General features: G+C 59.1%; 17 protein-coding genes. 7 read left to right on the forward strand and 10 right to left on the reverse strand.

The features are described 5' to 3' along the window. Positions 1-81 precede the first annotated feature (81 nt). On the forward strand, positions 82-384 hold the full coding sequence (locus SIB64_RS12575; protein WP_413440538.1) for a DUF3104 domain-containing protein: 303 nt from the start codon (positions 82-84) through the stop codon (positions 382-384). 135 nt (positions 385-519) lie between these two features. Next, a complete protein-coding gene (locus tag SIB64_RS12580) occupies positions 520-747 on the forward strand; it encodes a hypothetical protein (RefSeq protein ID WP_413440539.1) in 228 nt (75 codons plus the stop codon). Between the two features lie 59 nt (positions 748-806). Here the strand turns inward: SIB64_RS12580 and SIB64_RS12585 are convergent, their stop codons facing one another. Continuing rightward, positions 807-2,540: an extracellular solute-binding protein gene (locus SIB64_RS12585; RefSeq protein ID WP_413440540.1), complete on the reverse strand. Its 1,734-nt coding sequence runs from the start codon at positions 2,538-2,540 to the stop codon at positions 807-809. A gap of 5 nt (positions 2,541-2,545) precedes the next feature. Here SIB64_RS12585 and SIB64_RS12590 point away from each other — a divergent pair, with 5 nt between their 5' ends. Beyond that, entirely contained in the window at positions 2,546-3,556 is a 1,011-nt protein-coding gene (locus SIB64_RS12590) for a substrate-binding domain-containing protein (RefSeq protein ID WP_413440541.1), read from the forward strand. Continuing rightward, a complete protein-coding gene (locus SIB64_RS12595; RefSeq protein WP_413440542.1) occupies positions 3,553-4,524 on the forward strand; it encodes a DUF952 domain-containing protein in 972 nt (323 codons plus the stop codon). Before SIB64_RS12590 ends, SIB64_RS12595 begins: the two co-directional genes overlap by 4 nt. A 237-nt stretch (positions 4,525-4,761) precedes the next feature. Here the strand turns inward: SIB64_RS12595 and SIB64_RS12600 are convergent, their stop codons facing one another. Continuing rightward, positions 4,762-5,070, reverse strand: coding sequence for a hypothetical protein (locus tag SIB64_RS12600; RefSeq protein WP_413440543.1), 309 nt, complete (start codon positions 5,068-5,070; stop codon positions 4,762-4,764). Between the two features lie 41 nt (positions 5,071-5,111). Here SIB64_RS12600 and SIB64_RS12605 point away from each other — a divergent pair, with 41 nt between their 5' ends. Next, on the forward strand, positions 5,112-5,639 hold the full coding sequence (locus tag SIB64_RS12605) for a hypothetical protein (RefSeq protein ID WP_413440544.1): 528 nt from the start codon (positions 5,112-5,114) through the stop codon (positions 5,637-5,639). A 37-nt stretch (positions 5,640-5,676) separates the two neighbouring features. On the opposite strand, the gene lipA is transcribed toward SIB64_RS12605, so the two are convergent. The 5 genes from lipA to recR form a co-directional block, all read right to left on the reverse strand. Beyond that, positions 5,677-6,582 (reverse strand): lipoyl synthase, encoded by a 906-nt coding sequence (gene lipA / locus SIB64_RS12610; RefSeq protein ID WP_413440545.1) that lies wholly within the window; start codon positions 6,580-6,582, stop codon positions 5,677-5,679. A gap of 141 nt (positions 6,583-6,723) precedes the next feature. Then, the gene (locus SIB64_RS12615) at positions 6,724-6,936 is read right to left on the reverse strand and encodes a response regulator transcription factor (protein WP_413440546.1); all 213 of its coding nucleotides are present in this window, start codon (positions 6,934-6,936) and stop codon (positions 6,724-6,726) included. 194 nt (positions 6,937-7,130) lie between these two features. Then, positions 7,131-8,510 (reverse strand): hypothetical protein, encoded by a 1,380-nt coding sequence (locus tag SIB64_RS12620; RefSeq protein WP_413440547.1) that lies wholly within the window; start codon positions 8,508-8,510, stop codon positions 7,131-7,133. Positions 8,511-8,665: 155 nt separating this feature from the next. Continuing rightward, positions 8,666-11,107 (reverse strand): DUF6851 domain-containing protein, encoded by a 2,442-nt coding sequence (locus tag SIB64_RS12625; protein ID WP_413440548.1) that lies wholly within the window; start codon positions 11,105-11,107, stop codon positions 8,666-8,668. Positions 11,108-11,221: 114 nt separating this feature from the next. Beyond that, a complete protein-coding gene (gene recR / locus SIB64_RS12630) occupies positions 11,222-11,800 on the reverse strand; it encodes a recombination mediator RecR (protein WP_413443018.1) in 579 nt (192 codons plus the stop codon). A 100-nt stretch (positions 11,801-11,900) separates the two neighbouring features. Between recR and SIB64_RS12635 the strand changes: the two genes are divergently transcribed. Further along, positions 11,901-12,542 (forward strand): hypothetical protein, encoded by a 642-nt coding sequence (locus SIB64_RS12635; RefSeq protein WP_413440549.1) that lies wholly within the window; start codon positions 11,901-11,903, stop codon positions 12,540-12,542. Between the two features lie 107 nt (positions 12,543-12,649). After that, positions 12,650-13,204, forward strand: coding sequence for a photosystem II reaction center PsbP (gene psbP, locus SIB64_RS12640; protein ID WP_413440550.1), 555 nt, complete (start codon positions 12,650-12,652; stop codon positions 13,202-13,204). 454 nt (positions 13,205-13,658) lie between these two features. Here the strand turns inward: psbP and SIB64_RS12645 are convergent, their stop codons facing one another. The 3 genes from SIB64_RS12645 to SIB64_RS12655 all read right to left on the reverse strand — a co-directional run bounded on the left by SIB64_RS12645 (position 13,659) and on the right by SIB64_RS12655 (position 18,657). Beyond that, entirely contained in the window at positions 13,659-14,624 is a 966-nt protein-coding gene (locus SIB64_RS12645; RefSeq protein WP_413440551.1) for an LCP family protein, read from the reverse strand. A 67-nt stretch (positions 14,625-14,691) separates the two neighbouring features. Beyond that, a complete protein-coding gene (locus tag SIB64_RS12650; protein ID WP_413440553.1) occupies positions 14,692-16,791 on the reverse strand; it encodes a cation:proton antiporter in 2,100 nt (699 codons plus the stop codon). Between the two features lie 102 nt (positions 16,792-16,893). Continuing rightward, the gene (locus SIB64_RS12655; RefSeq protein ID WP_413440554.1) at positions 16,894-18,657 is read right to left on the reverse strand and encodes an ABC transporter ATP-binding protein; all 1,764 of its coding nucleotides are present in this window, start codon (positions 18,655-18,657) and stop codon (positions 16,894-16,896) included. Positions 18,658-18,791: the final 134 nt, after the last annotated feature.

Here is an 18,791-nt window from a genome sequence, read left to right on the forward strand (position 1 = left end):
GCTAGGACAATCTGCTGATTGCACACAGCCTGTCCTGACCTAAAACAAAAGTAACGGCTGCCTTCGGCGGATTCTCGGGGAGTGAGAGACAAACCAATCGCCTGTCTCATCATGCATGCTGTCACCAATGACTCATCCGCACTTCTTGATTTCAAAGAGGGAGATCTGGTGCTCGTGCAACCGAATGGACGATCGGATCCAAACAATTCAACGGATTGGTGGCTGGGATGGATCATCCAAATCGACGCGGCTGACGCCGATGCATCCAGGCCGGTGTTGATTCAAGTTGCAGATTGCGATTCAGGCCAGGTGCAATGGATCCCCATATCGATCTGTACACGCCTCGTTTTGCCCTGCTTCAACAACGTCGTAAGCATGTTCTGACGCTCAGCTGCTTTGCATGCAGGCATGTATCACTATGAACGCCAGGGAAGGATCCCGAGGGTTTAAATTTTTGTAGTAGTTGATCTACAACCAACGTTCACCTCACCGTTTGTGAGGCGCAGTTCGACTCAGGCCATGGAACGGGGACCTGAGCTTGCTTCGGAGAACATTATGTCCACGCTTCGCTATCGCGGTGTTGAACTTGAGCGTCATGGAGTTGCGGGTAGCAGCGCCGCAGTCCAGCTCAAGTATCGCGGCAATCGTGCGTCCCTCAAGCCGGCTCACACGAGCCAATTGATGTACAGGGGCATTGCTTACTCCCACGGCGTGTCCCACCAGGCCATGCGCGAGAACTGGATTTGATCTGATCACCAACGCTCTGACCAGCGCAAGCGACCCAGGGATGGGTCGCTTTTTTGTGTTCAGAAGGACAGCTGCATGTTGTTCATCAGATCGCGAATCGTTTCCGGTGTTCCCTGAACAAATTCACCACCGTTGCCTTCAGCCAAGGCCTGCAGTGTTGTGGCATCAAAATTGCCGCTCTCGCCATAGCCCACACTGAACACTGCAATACGTTCATCACTTTCAAAGCCAGTTCGACGCAGTTCCTGAAGTAACTGATCAAGAGATGCTCCGGCTCCGCTGTCTTGCCCATCGGTCAGCACAACGACAGCACGAATCTCATTGGCCTTGCCAGAGCTGGCCAACCAATCACGACCAGCGAGGACAGCGTTGTGGAGTTGCGTTCCACCATCAGCGACCAAACCGGCAACAAATGCTTGTCCCTTCGCTTTGCTTTCCGGTTTGCCATCCAAGACGACAGGGTTGCGAACCTCGCTGTCGAAATCAATCAGTGCAACGACATCCCGAGTGCCTAATTGATTGAGATACAGCCGCAGACTGTTCTGCAATGCAGCAATCTTCTCTCCATTCATCGAGCCGGAACTGTCCACCACCATCGCAACGCGCGATGGTTTTTTGGCCACATCCAACCAGGCCTGCATCATGGCCTGGACCACCTCAGGCTTGGGTGATCGCAGCGCTTCATAACGCGCCTTTGGATCCACCCCATTGGCTTTGGTGATCTGATTGGACTTCACAGCTGGATTGGCCGGACGTAACCCGATCTCTCCCACAAGACGCTGCACACGCTCTTCCAGGAGGAACGCCATCAACACTTCAGCGGCTTCTCGCTCACGCTCCGACACCCAGGGTGCTTGAGGAAGAATCAGCCGCATGGTGCTGGTGAAGGTGGCTTTCGGATAAACCGCCACGTATTGCTCCTGGCCAGCCGAGCGATTCAAATTGCTGCTGACAACCAACGACTCATAAAGCGATCCGATTGAAGCCCAGAAGGGGCCGTTGTTGACCATCGCTTTGGCCAGACCACCAGTAGAAGCGCCATAGCGGGTGATCTTGCTCTGAATCGCCTCCACCTTTGGTGTGTTGGCGCGAACGTCATCAAGGGTGAGCGATTCAGCGGGTTTCCCGCTCACGGCAACAAACTGAGCCACCAAGGTCTGCAACCCGCTGTTGGAACGGGTTGGAGCCGTATGGACAAATCGAATCGGAAGATCATCTGCGCTCGGATCGAGCTCTCGATGGTTGGTGGCCGTCGTCAAGGTTGTAAAGGGATCTGGCAATCCCTTCAAACCCTTCGCAATTGCAGGTGTTGTCATCAAAACCATCGGAGAGCTAGCGAACGCCGGGCTATCCGTGGGAGCTGGGATCCACTCCTGCTTTGGTTCAATCACCTGAACCTGATAACGCAGCTGGTCCTGTTCCAGGTCTCCATCAAGGGAGATCAAGGTGGGGATGGTGGGGTCATCCACCGGCCGCTGACCACTTTTCACCGCCTGGGCTGTTTCCACCATCTCCGTCACCACATCCCCACTGCCCATGGCGCGGCAGTTCAACCCGATCACCGTTCCATCCGACAGTTTCAACTGCTCCCTCACCACAAGATCAGCGGTCTGGTTGCAAACATCAGACAGAGCGCTGCCAACGAGCGCGGTGACTTCAACTCCAGGGAGAACCTGCCCACAGCTGCTGAGCAGAAGTCCTGAAATTGCCGTGCCGAAAACGAAGAAACGCATCGTGCTGGTCTCGATACCCGCAGTGTGACCGAACCAAGCAAAATCAGTAGTGATTGACATCCAAGATGCCCTTCAACCTCTCCCAGCGGAGGGTTCTATCCCTGGCGATTCTTGCGGCTTCGGTTGCGCTGGCCGCCGTGCCCTGGTCCCCCTTCCGCCGCAGTCTTTCCGTCGCGGTGGGGTCGGAACTGGAGCAGCCGATGCGGGATCTGGAAACCCGTTTCGAACAGGCCCATCCCGACATCGACCTGGTGTGGCGCGTGCAGGGCAGTCAGGACATGGTGAACCAGGCGATGGAGACGAGAGCCGATCGGCCGCGTGTTCTTATTCCTGCCAGTGGTGAACTGCTGCGCGGGCTCGCTGAACGCCTGAGCCGCCAGCAAACCGATACCGGCCTAAGCGATCCCGAACCGATCGCACGGACCGTGCTTGTGGCCGTGAGCTGGCCGGAACGCGCCACAGCCCTGTTCGGAACAGGTCCATTTCGCTGGGCCGCCTTGAAGAAGGCCCTGGAGCAAAGCAACTGGAAAGATCTGGGGGGGCAGGAGAGCTGGGGCAGGTTCAATCTTCGGGCGACGGATCCAGCCCGATCCAACAGCGGCCAATTGGCGATGCTCCTGTGGCTTCGGTCCCAGGGCGGGGATCAGGCGATTGACCTCTGGAGACGCGCTCTTTATCAACCACCACGCTCGACCGATATTTTGCTGCGGGAATTCATTGCAACGGGCCCGAATGACGGAGACGTGGCGTTTGTCTACGAAAGCATCGCCCTCAGCCGGATTGACGAGGCGCGCCAACGCCAAGGTTCTCCATACACCGTCCTGGCTCCAGACCCCAGCTATGAAACAGTCCTGGAGGCTGCCGTGCTGGAAGGGAAGGCCGACGGTCGCCCCGCCGACGGAGTCAGTTTCATCCGCTTTCTGCGCAGTGATGCCCAACAGCAGTTGCTGATGGATTGGGGCTTCCGCAGCTTTGACGGACGACGCCCGGCGAACGCCCAAACCATCCAAGTGCTGCCCTCCCCTGACCAGACGGAACGGGACAGGGGCTTGCGCCTCTGGACAGCGGCCCCATGACGCAGTTGCCTGTCCTCTACAGCTTCCGCCGTTGCCCCTTCGCCATGCGGGCTCGCTGGGCCTTGCTGCAAGCGGGACTGCTGGTGCAGTGGCGCGAGGTAGCCCTGAAGCACAAACCGGCAGAGATGCTCCAGGCCTCAGCAAAAGGAACCGTTCCCGTACTGGTTTTGGGCGATGGCAGGGTGATTGACGAAAGCCTTGAGGTCATGCACTGGGCATTGGCACAGGCTGATCCACGCGGCCTGTTGCAAAACCGCGACAGCGGAACCTTGATCGCCGAGAACGATGGCCCGTTCAAGCATCATCTCGACCGCTTTAAGTACACCGACCGCTACCCCGGCGAGACAACCGAGACCCATCAACGGGCAGGGCTCGCCATCCTCCGGGAATGGAGTCGCCAAATCGATCAGCACGGCTGGCTTTTGAGCGATCGAGCCTCGCTGGCGGATGGAGCCCTTTGGCCGTTCGTGCGTCAATGGCGCATCGCTAATCCTGAAGGGTTCGACCACGACGACCAGCTCAAGCCGTTACGCAATTGGTTGCGGCGTTTCCTAGAAGACCCTCTTTTCGAACGGTTAATGCAGCGTGCTGACCCCTGGGATCCTGCCGGCGCTCAACCGCACTTTCCAGCAGATGCGATCGCGGTGCCGCTAACTCAACCCCTGTTTCATCTGGCCCTTGAGGCCGATTGGCGCACCGCAACCCGAGATGGTGCTTATCGCATCTCGACGCGCGGGCTGAGGCTGGAGCAGGTGGGTTTCATTCACTGCTCTTGGGAAGAGCAGTTGTTGGGCACGTACGAACGGTTTTACAGCGATGCCGGTGACGTGCTGCTGCTGGAGATTGATCCCAAGCTTGTGAACGCACCACTCAGAGCGGATGCAGCTCCTACGGGGGATCTCTTCCCTCATCTTTACGGCGCACTGCCCCTCAAGGCAGTTCGTGAGGTGGCTCCGTTCAGGACTTGATCACCGGATCAAAACAATGCTGCTGGAGGCGAGCGCAAGGCCAAAGCTGCTAATACCAGACAGGGGCAACTCTCAAGCGATACAACCTAAGACAACGCAAGAATTCTTAGGACAGTTTAGGGGTTGCACAACTGCTCAGGGGCTCTATGACGTGTTGGTCGTTTGAGGCCGCTGCACTTGCTCCCCTCTCCATCACGACAGGAACCGACCGCCTGGTCGAGCCGACTCCTCAAGCAATTAAGCGAGCGATGCCCAAATCGCACATTGAGTCAAACAACGGCTCTGATGGAAGCCCATGACATTCGCATGTGCCGCAAATCGGCGAACCGCTGAAACCTGCCTCAACACGGATTCACGAACACAAACGCCGTACGCCTGGTGCTGAAACTGTTCGGCTTTTCCTTCCATGGCAACGCTGATCCAGGCTTGATCAGAAGTGAAGTGCTCCATTGCAGCCTGCGATCCAGCGAACTTGCTGTCCTGCTCCGCACGACCACAACGCTCCGCCATTGACGTCGATTGGTCATGTCGAGGATGGTGTTCCATGGGCGTACACACCCCTCACAACAACAGTCCTGAACTGACCTTTGACCTCAAGACTTGTGCGGCTGGATCAACTGGAAGGGCAAGCCAGGGAGCAGGGTTTGCTGCTTCGGCTCCAGGTCGGTCGTCCACTGGGGTTGTGGAGCCTGCGGTTGGCGGTGGCCAAGCCGATTGGCGATTCCCGCCTGCGCCTGCTTGGCGAGATGAAAGCATGGGCCTACGCCACCAGCCATGGGTTACAACTCGACACCATGCGGGTGCTGCCAAACGGTCCCATCGGCGTTGGTGATCTGATCTGGGCGGCAACAATGGCCTGGGCGATCGAAGCAACCCCATGCCGCTCCGCACGCCTTTTGGCCATTCGTGATGACGACCGGCAGCACCGGCGTTTGGTGCGCTATTTCCATCAACGGGGGTTCAGGTCCGTTCGAGAGGTGGAAGCAGCCCTGTGGGATCTGCCACTGCGGCTGATCTGGGGGGGAGCCGGTGCCTTGATGACGGGCTGCTGCGAGGAGATTCTGCTGCGAATGACAGATCGCTGGAAACGCTCTCGCGCCAGTCAGGAGATCTGATCAACCTCTCAAAACACATGAGGGCCAACGCATAGGTTCAGCTTGGATTGGCAGCGTGATAGCTACTGCGTACCAAAGGCCCACTGCGCACCTGCGCAAAACCAAGATCCTGGGCCACATCGGCCAACCGATCAAACTCCTCAGGAGTCCAGTAGCGAGCTACTGGGATATGGGCAAGCGAAGGCCTCAGATATTGGCCAAGGGTGATGCGCTGACAATCAACCGATCGCAGATCACGCATCGCCTCGATCACCTCATCCCGGTGCTCACCAAGGCCGAGCATCAAGCCGGATTTGGTGGGAATCGAGGGATCCAGATCCCGAGCTGCGGCCAGTAAATCGAGCGATCGGCGGTAGGTGGCCCCGCGACGCACCTCCCTTTGCAGACGCTCCACAGTTTCGATGTTGTGGTTGAAGCAGGCCGGCTGGGCAGCCAGCACCGTGGAAAGCCGCTCGCGCTGAGCGATCAGCGCCTTCTCCGGATTCCGCACACCACCCCAGAAATCGGGAGTGAGCACCTCAATGGCAATCAAAGGATTGCGTGCACGGATCGCCGCCATCGTTGTGGTGAACAGCGAGGCCCCGTGGTCGGCCAGGTCATCCCGAGCGACGGCCGTCAACACCACGTAACGCAGGCCCATCGACTCCACGGCTGAGGCAACACGCTCGGCTTCCTCTTGATCAAGCGCCATCGGTGCCCGGCCTTTTTCGACCTGACAGAACGCACAGCTGCGGGTGCAGATCGATCCGCCCAGCAGAAACGTGGCCGTTCCCGCGGCGTAACACTCGCCGCGGTTCGGACAGCGCCCCTCCTCACAGATGGTGTGCAATCGGTTCTGTTTGACCAGCGACTGCACGGTTTCGAGTTCTGAAGCTGCACCGATCGGGCGGCGCAGCCACTCCGGCAAGCGCTCCGTTGGGGCTATCGCGCTGTACTGACTCATCCGGCCATGGCCCCTAACACAATTCTGGCTCGCGATTCCGGAAGCGCGTGCCCCTAAAAGCAAATACACCCTGGCGTGGTTCACGGCAGAAACCTCGTGGCTTGTGGCTTGAGGCTTGTGGCTTGATCGAGAAACACTCCCTCAGCTGACCAGTTGGCGGCGGATACCTTCAACCGCGCAGGCCGTGCGGTTGCGGGCATTCATCTTGCGGATCAGGGAATGAACGTGATCGCGGGCCGTGGTTTCTGCAATATGCAGCGTTTTCCCAATTTCACGATTGGACAGTCCAGCGCAGATCAGCAGGAGCACATCGCTTTCGCGGGGTGTCAGCGGGGTCACAGGTTCCGGGGGCAAATTGAAGGGATCTCTCCCAGGAACAGCATCTCTTGATCTCCTGAGCAGCGCTGAAGTGCTTCTGAAGGATTCTCTGAGAGATTGCTGAGGAGACTGTCCTGAAAAAAACGCTCAGAAAAAACATCGCGAAGACACCGCCTCCATTCAGGAAGCGGTGCCGATGGCGGAAGCCTCGCTAACCCCGAATCAGATCATCAGATCAAGTTGATCTGCTCTGCGGTGAGGGTTGGAGAGCCTTTGAGGGCTGCAAGCAAGCCACCCTCACCGAAGCCGCCCTCACTACCGTTTTCGTTGTAATAGAGGTTTCCCTTGGGTTGGTAATAGAGGAAATCAACATCGCCCTCGCGTTTCAGCTGTCTGAAATCGCGACGGTTTTCAGCCACACCAACACTTCCATCACCGCCAAATTCATCGGAATCCAGCAGGATCCGATCCCCCTGCCTGGGACGGAAATCGCGGATCTGATCGGCCTGGCGACGGCCGCAGCCATCCGCATCGTTGAAAACGAAACTATCGGCACCTCGGCGCCCGATCAGACGATCCTTGCCAGGGCCAGCCTCGATCAAATCGTCGTCCTGGGTCCCGCGTACCGCCTCACGGCCACGCTCGCGATCGCCGCTGATCATGCCATCGAGCGAGACGTTGTAGCTGGAGAGCTGGAAGTGATTGACGCTGTTATCAACGATGGAATTAAACGAATCCTGAATGGTTGTGTTCGAAAAATCGTTGACGCTGTTGTCTGAGTTATCAACAAGATTCGAAACACTGTTGTCGATATTGATATTGTTCACGCTGTTGTCATTGACCACCATGCTTTGGTTGATGCTGTTATCGACATAGGTGTTATTGGTGGTGTTCTCAGTGATCGTGGTGTTGTTGATGGTGTTGAAGTAAAGCTCAAACAACTGCTGAACCTGGGCAAGGGTGAGCGTGTTGCCACCATTAACCATTTGATCGACTGCCGGATCATCAATTTCATCAAGAACCTCACCGAGATCCTCTGGATCCACCTCAAACTCCTCACCCTCGTAATCCTCCAGTAGCGCCACCAACGCCTCGTCTGGTTGATCCAGCGCCGGAGACTCCGGACTCAAAGCCTCAGCCGGATCAATCCCCTCAGCAACATCCACCTCAACAACGTCGATTGGCTCAGGTGCAATCACCGGCGCCAACGGCTGATCAACAAGCAAATCATCAGCCAAATCAACAGCCACCGGTTCAACCGGCAACACATCCTCCAGTCCGCTGCCGCCAACCGCCTGCTCGGACGGCCCGCCCCCATGCACACCACCCTGGTATGCAAAGTGTTCTGCCGAATGGTCTCCCAGAGGGTTTCCACGATGGTGGTGATGGCCACGGCCGCCGTGGTGACCGCCGCGCCCTCCCCTGCCGCCGCGTCCTCCGCGGGGACGGAACCCAAAACCACCAGCGAAGGCCAACACATCACCTGCCACATTCATCGGCAAACCACTGATGATCAATTCATTGGAGATGGAATCCACCACCTCCTGCTCTTCAATAGAGATTTCCGTTATTTTGGATGAGCGGGAGTGATATTGGCTGCTTTCAGCCATCAAATCAAAGAACGAAGGCATAACAGAACCCGGAAATGCAGCGACAAGCAAACCGCCTGACATCACAAGATTCACAGATAGGAGTGATCAGCACATCCTCAATCTGACGTGGTTGGACAAAAAACACGTCAGATGAAGGGGAGCAAAAAATATGATTAATTCAGAAAATTCTCCACACTTTGGCTGAGATTCAAAGCTGCATTCAATGCATCAGAGGCAGCCAACAATCCATCTGATGCTGTTGTCAATGCACCATCAAGGGTTGACTCAACGCTCTGAATCACCGGCTCAAGCAGATGATTTCGTGCTGCACGTCCTGACCGACCTCGACGACGCGGCCGCCTGCCAAGCTTGGCGGTGAACAACGCCTCACTCGCCTGCCAGGCCACCTCAGCCACCGCCTTCCCCATAGCCCGGGCACGCAGATCGCCATCCTGAATATGGATTCCGCCATACAGGCGTGAACGACCGGCCTCAGCAGCCGCATCCCAAACCGTGTCCCATTGCAGGGAAATCGGTTCGCCTTCGTACTGCTCGAAGGCCAGTGTATCGGTGCTGTAGGACCCGATCAGATCCGGCTGTCCATCACGATCCAGATCTTGCGCGCCGCGGCTGATGCCGTCGTAAAGCCGATCCGAACCGGTAAAGGCCTCCAGCACTGAAGCGGCTGCATAGGAAAACCCGGAATGCCCTGAGGTGTATTCGGGGAAGGCCGGGGTCACGAAAGTGACATCTTGATAGGGCTGCCAGGTGCTGCCGGGAATCATCTGGGTTCCCTGGTTGGGCCCGCCCCAGGCCGCGATCTCCTCATCTGCAAAGAGGTAGCGGATCGCCGTCTGCGGACGGACGTAATCGTGGGCATATTTCGCATCCCAGATCGCAATGCCCGTGTCCATCAGGGCGTTGTTCAAGGCAAAGAACAACTTCACGTCCTGCTCAAGGCCGTGGTCCTCCCGCAGGGCGATGTCTTGAGCGAACTCATTCCAGTGGCCCGGCGGAGTTGAACTGTTGGGGCCATCCGCCCAGTACTCCGCGATCACCTTTTGCTCCGGGGTGAGGGCGGCGCTGAGTTGGGCCACCTCCGTGAACTGGCTCCTATAAGCAGCGTCGTTGCTGCTCACCACTCCATGGGCATCGGTGTAGGGGCTGAAATCGTCGAATTGCGGTGGAGCGACGGGCCTGAAATCACGGCCACTGCTGATCGCAAACGGATCCACCTGCCCCCAGTGGGGCGTGAGCGGCGTTTGGACGTCGTAACTGGAGGGATCCTCCGTCACGATCGGAATACCGTTCTCATCCACAGCTGAGCCATTGGGAACCTTCAGCGGCGTCCAGTAATTGGGATCGAGATCGGGATCATCCGGGTCATTCATCGGTGCATACCCCGAGTTGTCGGCGTAGTCATTCCGGGCGTTGGAGCCATCGTTGGCACGACGACGCAGCACCGTTCGGGCCGCCCGCAGACCAACGCGTGAGGCATGGTTACGACGCCCCCCATCAGCCCCGTAGCCGAGTTGATCCAGCAGCCCGTCAAAGCGATCGGTGTGAGATGGGAACAGCTGGGAGAGGGTGTGATGGGCCGCTGTGCTGACGGCACGCTCCTGGGTGTCCTCCGCCATGCGGCGTCTGGCACGGCGGTGCACGGGTCGGGGATTGAAATAAGCGCCGGCAGCGCCGGCATCGAATGCCGCCCAGGCGTCGTACATCGCGGCATGGGCAAGATGCAGCGACCGGGTGATCACGGTGGGAACGGGCTTGTCCTCGCGGATCGCCTGGAGGGCAAGCTCATTCCATTGGGCCACCACGGTGTTCTGGAGCTCCAAATTCTCCAGCTCCTGGTTCTCCGAATCCGGTGCTGGGAGCGCCGCCTCAGCGCTGGGCGGTTCGGATTCAGGTTCTGACGCCGCCGGCACCGGCTCCAGCAACGCTGGCGCATCAACAGGTGCCTCAGCGACCTGTGGTTCATCCACCGATTGCTCATCAACCGGTGTCAGATCGGCTGGCGGCTGATCAACAGGACCCGCTGGCAGATCGGACGGGCCATCCGCTCCAGCATCGTGCTCTGTAGTGCCGTTTCCTGGGGTATCGGGATCGGCAACAGCGGCACCCTCTTCATTTCGGTTCTCTACAGAACTGCCCTCTCCAGGCGCATCCGCGCCAGGTGCAGCATCCGCGCCGGATCGCCCATTGCTGCCAGAAGCAGATGGCTTGGGGGTCAGCCCCGGATCACTGGTTGATCCAGCCACAGCCGGAGCTGGATTCTGGCCACTGCCGAGCCCTGAGAGCAACGCGTCCTCAATGGGTCTCTCAGCCACCGGTGCCAAGGGCACGGGTGCAGCGGCTTCTGCCAGTTCAGACGCAATCGAAGCCGCATCGATCGCACTGGTGGTGCTGATCGCCGCATCAGCCACGGCCACGGTTCCAAGCTCCGAAGCCGGGCTTAGTTCAGCGGGCTTGGGACTGCCGAACGACAGCTCAACGGCACGCGGCTCTGAGGAACCCCGCAACACGGGTCTGCCCCTGCGCATGACGCGATGGCGACCAGCGCGGCCACCGAACCGGGCATGAAGACCTGCAAGGAGGTTCCGCGCGGGCATCGAATTCGGGTGTTTGCTTCAAAGCTTGCACCGATTCCCAGCATCTTCACACCACCATCTGTCGGGTTTTTCAGTGAACTCTTAGGTTCTTCTCAGGAAGCATTCAACCCTCCTTCAGTCAACGGGTCTGCGACCTTCTAAGGCGCGGCTGAGGGTCACTTCATCGGCGTATTCCAATTCACTTCCCATCGGCAATCCGTAGGCAATCCGGCTGACGGGACAGAACGGTTTGAGCAGGCGTGCCAGGTAGAGGCTGGTGGTGTCCCCTTCCACGCTTGGGGTCAACGCCAGGATCACCTCAGTGATCGATTCCTGGTCGAGACGCTGCACCAGGGGGCGAATGTTGAGCAGCTCCGGACCCACACCATCCATCGGGGAAATCAACCCGCCCAAGACGTGGTAACTGCCGTGGAACTCACGGGTGCGCTCCAACGCCAGCAGATCACGGGAATCAGCTACCACACAGATCAATCCGTTCGCCCGTTCCGGGTTGCGGCAGATCTCACAGAGCGGATCGGCGGAGAGGTGAAAGCAGCGCTGGCACTGCCCAACCTGGCTGCGGGCCGCAAGCAAGGCATCGGCGAACTGCCGGCTCTGCTCCTCCGGTTGGTTCAACAAGTGCAAAGCCAGCCGTTGGGCGGTGCGAGGACCGATGCCCGGTAGGCGTTCGAATTGATCGATCAACCGAGCCAACGGTCGTGTGAAGCCGCTCAGGGATCTGCCGCCAGTGGGCGAAATGTAGGAGTTGCTGCCAGCAGCCGCCCCTTCAGACTGCAGAGGTGTGGAGACATCCATGGCCGACTTACCCCTTCAGAGAGGCGAGGGATTTGAGTTCCAGGTGGAGCACAACTTGCAGAGCGAATCGCAGCAGTTGGCCCTGCAGGAACTGGAGCGGTTGCTCGCATCTGAACGGAACTGGCCGGGATGCTTGGGCACCGTTGGCCCCGATCTGATCGACGCGAATGCGCCGAATCGTTTCATCACAAGAACCCACTGGAGGGATGTGGACTGTTTCGTGGAGTGGATGGTGAGCAGCGAACGGAACCAGCTGCTGAAAGCGATCGAGGAGCTGGGCTACAGCTACTCAGCAGCAACCAATTGGCGGGGCTATGCCTCATGGATTGCTGGAGAAGCGGAGAGTGATCCTCCGCCAACCTGGAAAGTGAATCTGCTGGTGCTGCTCTGCCTGTACCCCACGGTGCTCATCCTCAACAGCCTGATCAACCCGCTGGGGATGGGCTATTCCAGCTCGCTGCTGCTGGGAAACATCTGTTCGGTGGCTCTCACGGGATGGCTGTTAGTACCAGCAGCCCAACGCTGGTACACCCGCTGGCTCAACGGACGCAGCAGTCGGCGAGGCAGCCAGAAGGCCCTGCTCTCGATTGCAGCGCTGCTGCTGCTGAGCTGGGCGATCAGCCGGGGCATTTCGGGCTGAGAGCACGCAACGGAACGCCAGGAGAGAACTTTGACGGGCTTCTGCCTGGGATTTCACAGCATTCAATTCGCACCGGCAGAATGTGGAGCGGAAAACCTTCACCGTCGATGCAGCTGTTTCGCTCCTTTGCCCGCCTGCTCGTCTGCGGACTGCTGGTGTTTGCCTTGGGGGCCTGTGCAGCCGGACCCACGGCCGGATTGCAGTCGTATCAGAGTCCGGACGGACGATTTGCCTTCCTGTATCCCACCGGTTGGACCCAGGTGCAGGTGAGCAACGGCCCGCGGGTGGTGTTCCACGATCTGATCCACAGTGATGAGACGGTGAGCCTGATGATCAACAACGTGGACGACAAGGATGCGCTCACGGATCTGGGCAGTGCCGTAGCGGTGGGTGAACGGCTACGGCGTGAGGTGATCGCCACCGCTGGCAGCGGACGAACAGCGGAGTTGGTGGAGGCGGGCGAACGGGAAGCCAACGGCCACACCTTTTATGACCTGGAATATGCCGTGCATCTCGAAGATCGCGACCGCCACGAACTGGCAACAGTTGTTGTGGATCGAGGCCGGCTCTACACCCTCGCAACCAGCACCAATGAAGAGCGCTGGCCCAAGGTGAAGGATCTCTGCAGCCGCGTGGTGCGCTCGCTTAATCTGCTCGTGTGAGCTTGAGATTTTGAGGTCGGCTACTGGTTAAACCCATAGGGTGAAGTCAATGAGTAATTCGCATTGTCACTGCGAACCTGATCTTTGAAAGGGGAGAGTTCTCCGGCACGATCAATAACCGCAAAATAAAAGATGCTTTTATTCTCTCAAGGGGCAAAGACTTCACCGAAGACTTTGAGCTCGGCCGAGACGGCATTGGCACTACTTAACCTCTCGATCGTAAATTCAAACAAAAAAGTGATGACATGAAGATTATAGGCAATGACAATGTGAAAACCTTGTTCTTAAATATCAACAAGGATGATTTCCTTGCGAACTACCCCAACAACCTCCAAGAAGTACCAGCTGTGGAAATTGATTTAATTTAATCAGCGTCCCCAAACCTCACAACACTGAACATTGCAACACCCCGCCTCGCGGGGTGTTTTTTTATGGCAACAGTCGAGGTTCAGGTTCAGAACATAAACCGTAACCTCTTGCTGCTCGCCTCATTCGCTTCCGCACCGCTGCTGGGCTTCGCAGGCCATTCCGTTTCGAGATAGCTGACGCCACCACGGCTGAACGGCCGTGCTTCCAAACGTTGGGTGTTGAGATCTGTTCCACGCATCGCTCTAATCAAGCCACCCAGCTCCATCAAATTCAGATCGGTTTGCAACTCACGGCCGGCCGCAGCCACCAACTCCGGCAGGCGGATCAGATGTTGTGGCTGCTTGATCCGTTCAAACAAGGCCTTCAAAGCCAGCTGTTGCCGTTCCAGCCGCCCGAAATCGCCGCGGCCGTCATTGCGCCACCGCAGGAACCCCTCCAGATCCTTGCCCCGCAACACCTGCTTGCCAGGTTGCAGATCAATCTGTAGGTCCTGGCTGCGATCCACGTAATAGAGCCGTTTGGGCACATCCAGCTCGATCCCACCCACCAGATCCGCCAGCCTGGCGATTCCATCCAAATTCACCAAGATGTGATGGCGGATCGGGCGATTCATCAACCGCGTCAGCTCCCGTTCCACAGCATCAGGGCCGCCCCGGGCCAGCAGCCCATTGATCTTCAGAGGGCCGAAGTCATCCGCATCGATGTAACTGTCCCGTGGAATCTGGGTGATCGATGTGCGCTCACCCTCCACTCGCACGGTGAAGATCGCATCGGTGTTGCTGCCGCTGGCATCGAGGCCGAGCACCACCACCTCCCGGCCCCCGAAACCGCTCCAGCTCTCGAAGGGATTGATGGGGAGCAGCGCCGGCATCTGGACTTCACCTTCAGGCTGAACAATGCGCGTCAGCGGCGCCGGCATCTGAACTTCACCTTCACGCTGAACAATGCGCGTCAGCGGCACCGACAACAACAACCCACCCACGAGGCCAACCGCTGAGGCGATCCAAACCGAACGGTTCGGCTTAGACGACGAAGAGTTGTGCCACGACATTCCCCAAAACTAGGCAGGCCCCACTGACCAGGCCCCAATTGCCAGGCTCAACAAGGCCAAACGCCCCTCAAACCAAGGGATCGCTGATCACCATCGCCGCGCATGGCAATTGACTGATCAATTTGCTGGTGCGATCGCTGCCGGGAATCGGCAGACCCGCCACCCGGCGGCGTTGGGTGCGCAGGATCACCAGATCATGTTCACAGCTCAGCCGATGGATTGATCCATCGATCCCCGGGCCGCGCACTATCACGCTGTGGAACTTCTCTGCTGCGATTCCTGCCGGCCGCCAACGAATCAACTGCTCTTCCATCCACTGCCGATCCTGGCGGCTGAAGCGGGGATCATGCACATGCAGCAACGTGATCCGGGTGCGCTGGTCTTCCGGAGCCGTGTTCATCACCCGTAGCGCCAGCTCGAACTGCTCCCGAGCGCTCGCGGAGAGATCCTTGATCGGCACCAGGATCCGATTCAGTTCGGCATCCCATCGCCGAGCCAGGTTCACCACCACCACCGGGCAGTGGGCCGTGCGGCAAACGCCATCAACGATGTCGCCCATCAGCCAGGCGCGCAGCTGATCCTGCCGGCCGGCACCGATCAGCAACAGGTCGGCCGCCTGCTCCAAGGCAGTGCGACTCATTCCACCCGCGATGTCTTCATCCAACCGCAACAGCGTGCGGGTGGGCACCGCCAGATCCGCACCGATCGCTTCGGCGGCCGACAAACGCGTGCGTGCAGCCGCCACCGCCCGGTTCAGACCACCGCGGATCTCCTCCAGGCTTGGATTCACCATCGCCAGTGGCAGCAGCAAACCCTCACCCCCGGCTGAACCCCGCACCAGCCGCGAGGCCATGCCCAGCAATCCCTTCTCGTTGCCGGGATTGGCAACGGGCACAACAATCCGCAGCGGCCGTTGCACCACTTCGCTGATGCCGTCCTGCTGCTGGGCCTGCTCACCGAAACTGGTGGGCACCAAACCCTGTGGGGTGTCGTTCAGACGGGTGACCGAACGCTCCGTCAGGATCGGGCCGAGGGTGGCGGTAACCACCATCACCGCCAGCACAGCATTAAGCACCATCTGATTGAGCAGGCCCGCCTGGAAGCCGATGAAGGCGGTGGCGAGCGTGGCCGCCACCTTCGGCATCGTGAGCGACCACATCATCAGAATTTGCGGCCTGCGGTAGCCGAACAAAGCACCGCTGATCCACGAGGCCAGCCCCTTGCCGCCAATCGCTCCCACCAACATCAGGGCCGTGAACTGAAATTTGCTCAGGCTGCGGCCCAGGCTGGCCATATCGAGCAGCAGTCCCAAATCAATGAAGAAGATCGGGATGAACAACACCCCGCCCACAAAGATCACCTGCTCCTTCACCCGGCCCTCCGGCAGCACCGAATTCACCGCCAAGCCGGCCAGGAACGCCCCAACAATCTTCTCCACCCCGGCCAGCTCTGCCCCAAGCGAGGCCAGAAACAACGCCACCAGCACCGCCAAAACCATTCGGTTCTCGTCATTGATGCCACGCATCACCAGCCGTTTGCCCAGCCAGCGGATGCCGAGCACCACCAGCAGGGCAAACAGGCCGATCTTCAACAGCAACAGCGTGATCCCCACACCGCTGAGATCCCCCTTGCCCAGGCCGAGCCCCACAGCCAGCAGCAACAGGGCAACGATATCGGTGAAGATCGTGCTGCCCACGCTCACCACCACCGACTCATCCTTCTGAGCGCCATAGCTGCGCACAATCGGGTAGCCGAGTGGCGTGTGGGTGGCCATCAATGCCCCGAGCAGCAGGCACGACACCGAGGCGAAGCCGGCCATCAGGCCGATGCTCACTCCGGTGGCCACACCGATCACCAGAATCAGCAGGCCGTAGATCAGGGAGCGGCGTTTGACCCGGTTGAACTCCTCCAGGTCGATCTCGAGCCCCATCGTGAACAGCAGATAGACCGCCCCCAGATCAGAGAGCAGCCGCACGGTTTCACTGCCGGTATCCACCCACTGCAGGGCATGGGGACCAATCAGCACCCCCGCCAGCAGCAAACCAACCAGATCCGGCAATCCAATGCGTCGCACCAGCGGTGGCACCGCTGCACTGATGGCCACAAGAATCGCGAACACCCCGAGCGGGTGATGCATCACGTGGCTGACCGAGGCCTCCATCGCCATGACCGGATGGCAGTGCCCGAAACAGCGCTCAGCATGGTCGGCCCGTCAGCTGCGGACAACCGTTGCTTCAGGAAGTGCAAGGGCGCTGGCAGCCAGACCTATTCAGCTGCGTTCGCCCGCCTGCACCTTCCAGAGATTGGTGTAAACGCCGTTCAAGGCAAGCAACTGGCCGTGGCGACCCTGCTCCACGATTTGCCCCTGCTCCATCACCACGATCCGATCGGCATGGCGCACGGTGCTGAGCCGGTGCGCAATCACCAGCGTGGTGCGATCGTGCGTGATCCGCTCCAGCGAACGCTGAATCGCCGCTTCGGTGTCGTTGTCCACTGCGGCTGTCGCCTCATCGAGCACCAGGATCGGCGCATCCTTCAGGATCGCGCGGGCCAGGGCGATGCGTTGGCGTTGGCCGCCGGAAAGCCGCTGACCGCGCTCACCCACAAGGGTGTCGTAACCCTGGGGCAGTTCAGCGATGAAGGCCGCGGCCTCTGCCCGCTCAGCCGCCTGTTCAATCAGCCTGATATCGATTGATTTGCAGCCGTAGGCAATGTTTTCGGCCACCGTGCCGTGAAACAGGTACACCTCCTGGCTAACTAGGGCGATGGCGCGCCGTAAATCCTCAAGCCTGAACTCCTCAATCGGCCGGCCATCCAGCAGGATCCGCCCCCCATCCCGCTCATAAAGACGCAGAAGCAGCTTCACCAGGGTGCTCTTGCCGGAACCGGTGGAGCCAACGATGCCGAGGCTGGAGCCTGCTGGCACGGTGAGATCGAAATGCTGCAGCAGCGCTACCCGCTCTGGATAGGCGAAATCCACAGCCTCGAAGCGCAACTCACCCCGGACCCTCCTCAGCTCAAGCGACTCGGAGCCGCCGCTGATCCCGATCGGGGTGTCGATCAGATCCAGCACCCGCTGGGTTGAGGCCATCGACCGCTGGTATTCATCCAGTGTTCGCCCGAGAGCCGTCAGCGGCCAGAGCAGGCGCTGGGTGATGAACACCAGCACGCTGTAGGTACTCACTTCCAGCTGACCGGACAGCGTTCGAAAGCCGCCGATCAAAAGGATCGCCATGAATGCGAACAGAATCGCGAAGCGGATCAGGGGAATAAAAGCCGCCGACAGTTTGATCGCCCGGGCATTGCTGTCCAGATAGGCCTGGCTTTCCCCCGTCAGCCTCTCCAGTTCAAGGGCTTCGGCGGTGAAACTTTTGATCGTGAGCATGCCGCCGAGATTGTTGGCCAGACGGGACGACAAATCACCGGCCCGGGCACGCACCTCCCGGTAGCGGGGGGCCAAGCGTTTCTGAAACCGCAGCGATCCCCAGAGGATCACCGGAATCGGCAGGTATGCGAACAACGCCACCTCCGGCGCCACCACAGCCATGCCGATGCCAACCACCAGAACCGTTGTGATCAGCTGCAGAATCTGATTGGCGCCCCGGTCGAGGAAGCGCTCAAGCTGATTGATGTCGTCATTGAGCACCGCCATCAGGCGGCCGCTGCTGTCCCGCTCAAAGAACGCCAGCTCGAGCTGCTGCAGATGGTCGTAAGCCTCGAGACGCAGTCGATGCTGCGTGGCCTGCGCCAAGTTGCGCCAAAGAACGTCGTAGAGATATTCGAACAGGGATTCCGCTGCCCAGATCAGAAAGGTGAGCAGCGCGAGCAACCAGAGCTGATGGAACGGGCTTGAGATTCCGAACGCCGCCAGAAGCGAATCCCGTTTCCGCACCACCACATCAACGGCGAGGCCGATCAGCAGCGGCGGGGCGAGATCGAAGAGCTTGTTTAGCAACGAGCAGCTGATCGCCGCCCACACCAAACGCTTCTGGGGGGCGAGATGCCTTAACAACCGCAGTAGGGGTGGCCGCATTTCTGAAGCTTTGCTGAGGGTTGTTTTTGTCACTGTTTCCGCACCGAAATCGGCCCTAGAACGACATCACAACCGAAAGGAGGTGCAATGAGCCGATCGAGGTCGTTCAACCGCTTTCATCGTTACCTTGCACG

The organism is Synechococcus sp. MIT S1220, from assembly GCF_047303025.1.
Lineage (GTDB): Bacteria > Cyanobacteriota > Cyanobacteriia > PCC-6307 > Cyanobiaceae > Parasynechococcus.

What these genes read in the sequence shown, in the direction of transcription:
- SIB64_RS12580 (WP_413440539.1), top strand. Translation starts at nt 520, where the DNA reads ATGGAACGGGGACCTGAGCTTGCTTCGGAGAACATTATGTCCACGCTT.
- SIB64_RS12620 (WP_413440547.1), bottom strand. Translation starts at nt 8,510, where the DNA reads ATGGCTGAAAGCAGCCAATATCACTCCCGCTCATCCAAAATAACGGAA.
- SIB64_RS12595 (WP_413440542.1), top strand. Translation starts at nt 3,553, where the DNA reads ATGACGCAGTTGCCTGTCCTCTACAGCTTCCGCCGTTGCCCCTTCGCC.
- SIB64_RS12585 (WP_413440540.1), bottom strand. Translation starts at nt 2,540, where the DNA reads ATGTCAATCACTACTGATTTTGCTTGGTTCGGTCACACTGCGGGTATC.
- lipA (WP_413440545.1), bottom strand. Translation starts at nt 6,582, where the DNA reads ATGAGTCAGTACAGCGCGATAGCCCCAACGGAGCGCTTGCCGGAGTGG.
- SIB64_RS12590 (WP_413440541.1), top strand. Translation starts at nt 2,546, where the DNA reads ATGCCCTTCAACCTCTCCCAGCGGAGGGTTCTATCCCTGGCGATTCTT.
- psbP (WP_413440550.1), top strand. Translation starts at nt 12,650, where the DNA reads ATGCAGCTGTTTCGCTCCTTTGCCCGCCTGCTCGTCTGCGGACTGCTG.
- SIB64_RS12600 (WP_413440543.1), bottom strand. Translation starts at nt 5,070, where the DNA reads ATGGAACACCATCCTCGACATGACCAATCGACGTCAATGGCGGAGCGT.
- SIB64_RS12625 (WP_413440548.1), bottom strand. Translation starts at nt 11,107, where the DNA reads ATGCCCGCGCGGAACCTCCTTGCAGGTCTTCATGCCCGGTTCGGTGGC.
- SIB64_RS12645 (WP_413440551.1), bottom strand. Translation starts at nt 14,624, where the DNA reads ATGTCGTGGCACAACTCTTCGTCGTCTAAGCCGAACCGTTCGGTTTGG.
- SIB64_RS12655 (WP_413440554.1), bottom strand. Translation starts at nt 18,657, where the DNA reads ATGCGGCCACCCCTACTGCGGTTGTTAAGGCATCTCGCCCCCCAGAAG.
- SIB64_RS12635 (WP_413440549.1), top strand. Translation starts at nt 11,901, where the DNA reads ATGGCCGACTTACCCCTTCAGAGAGGCGAGGGATTTGAGTTCCAGGTG.
- SIB64_RS12650 (WP_413440553.1), bottom strand. Translation starts at nt 16,791, where the DNA reads ATGGCGATGGAGGCCTCGGTCAGCCACGTGATGCATCACCCGCTCGGG.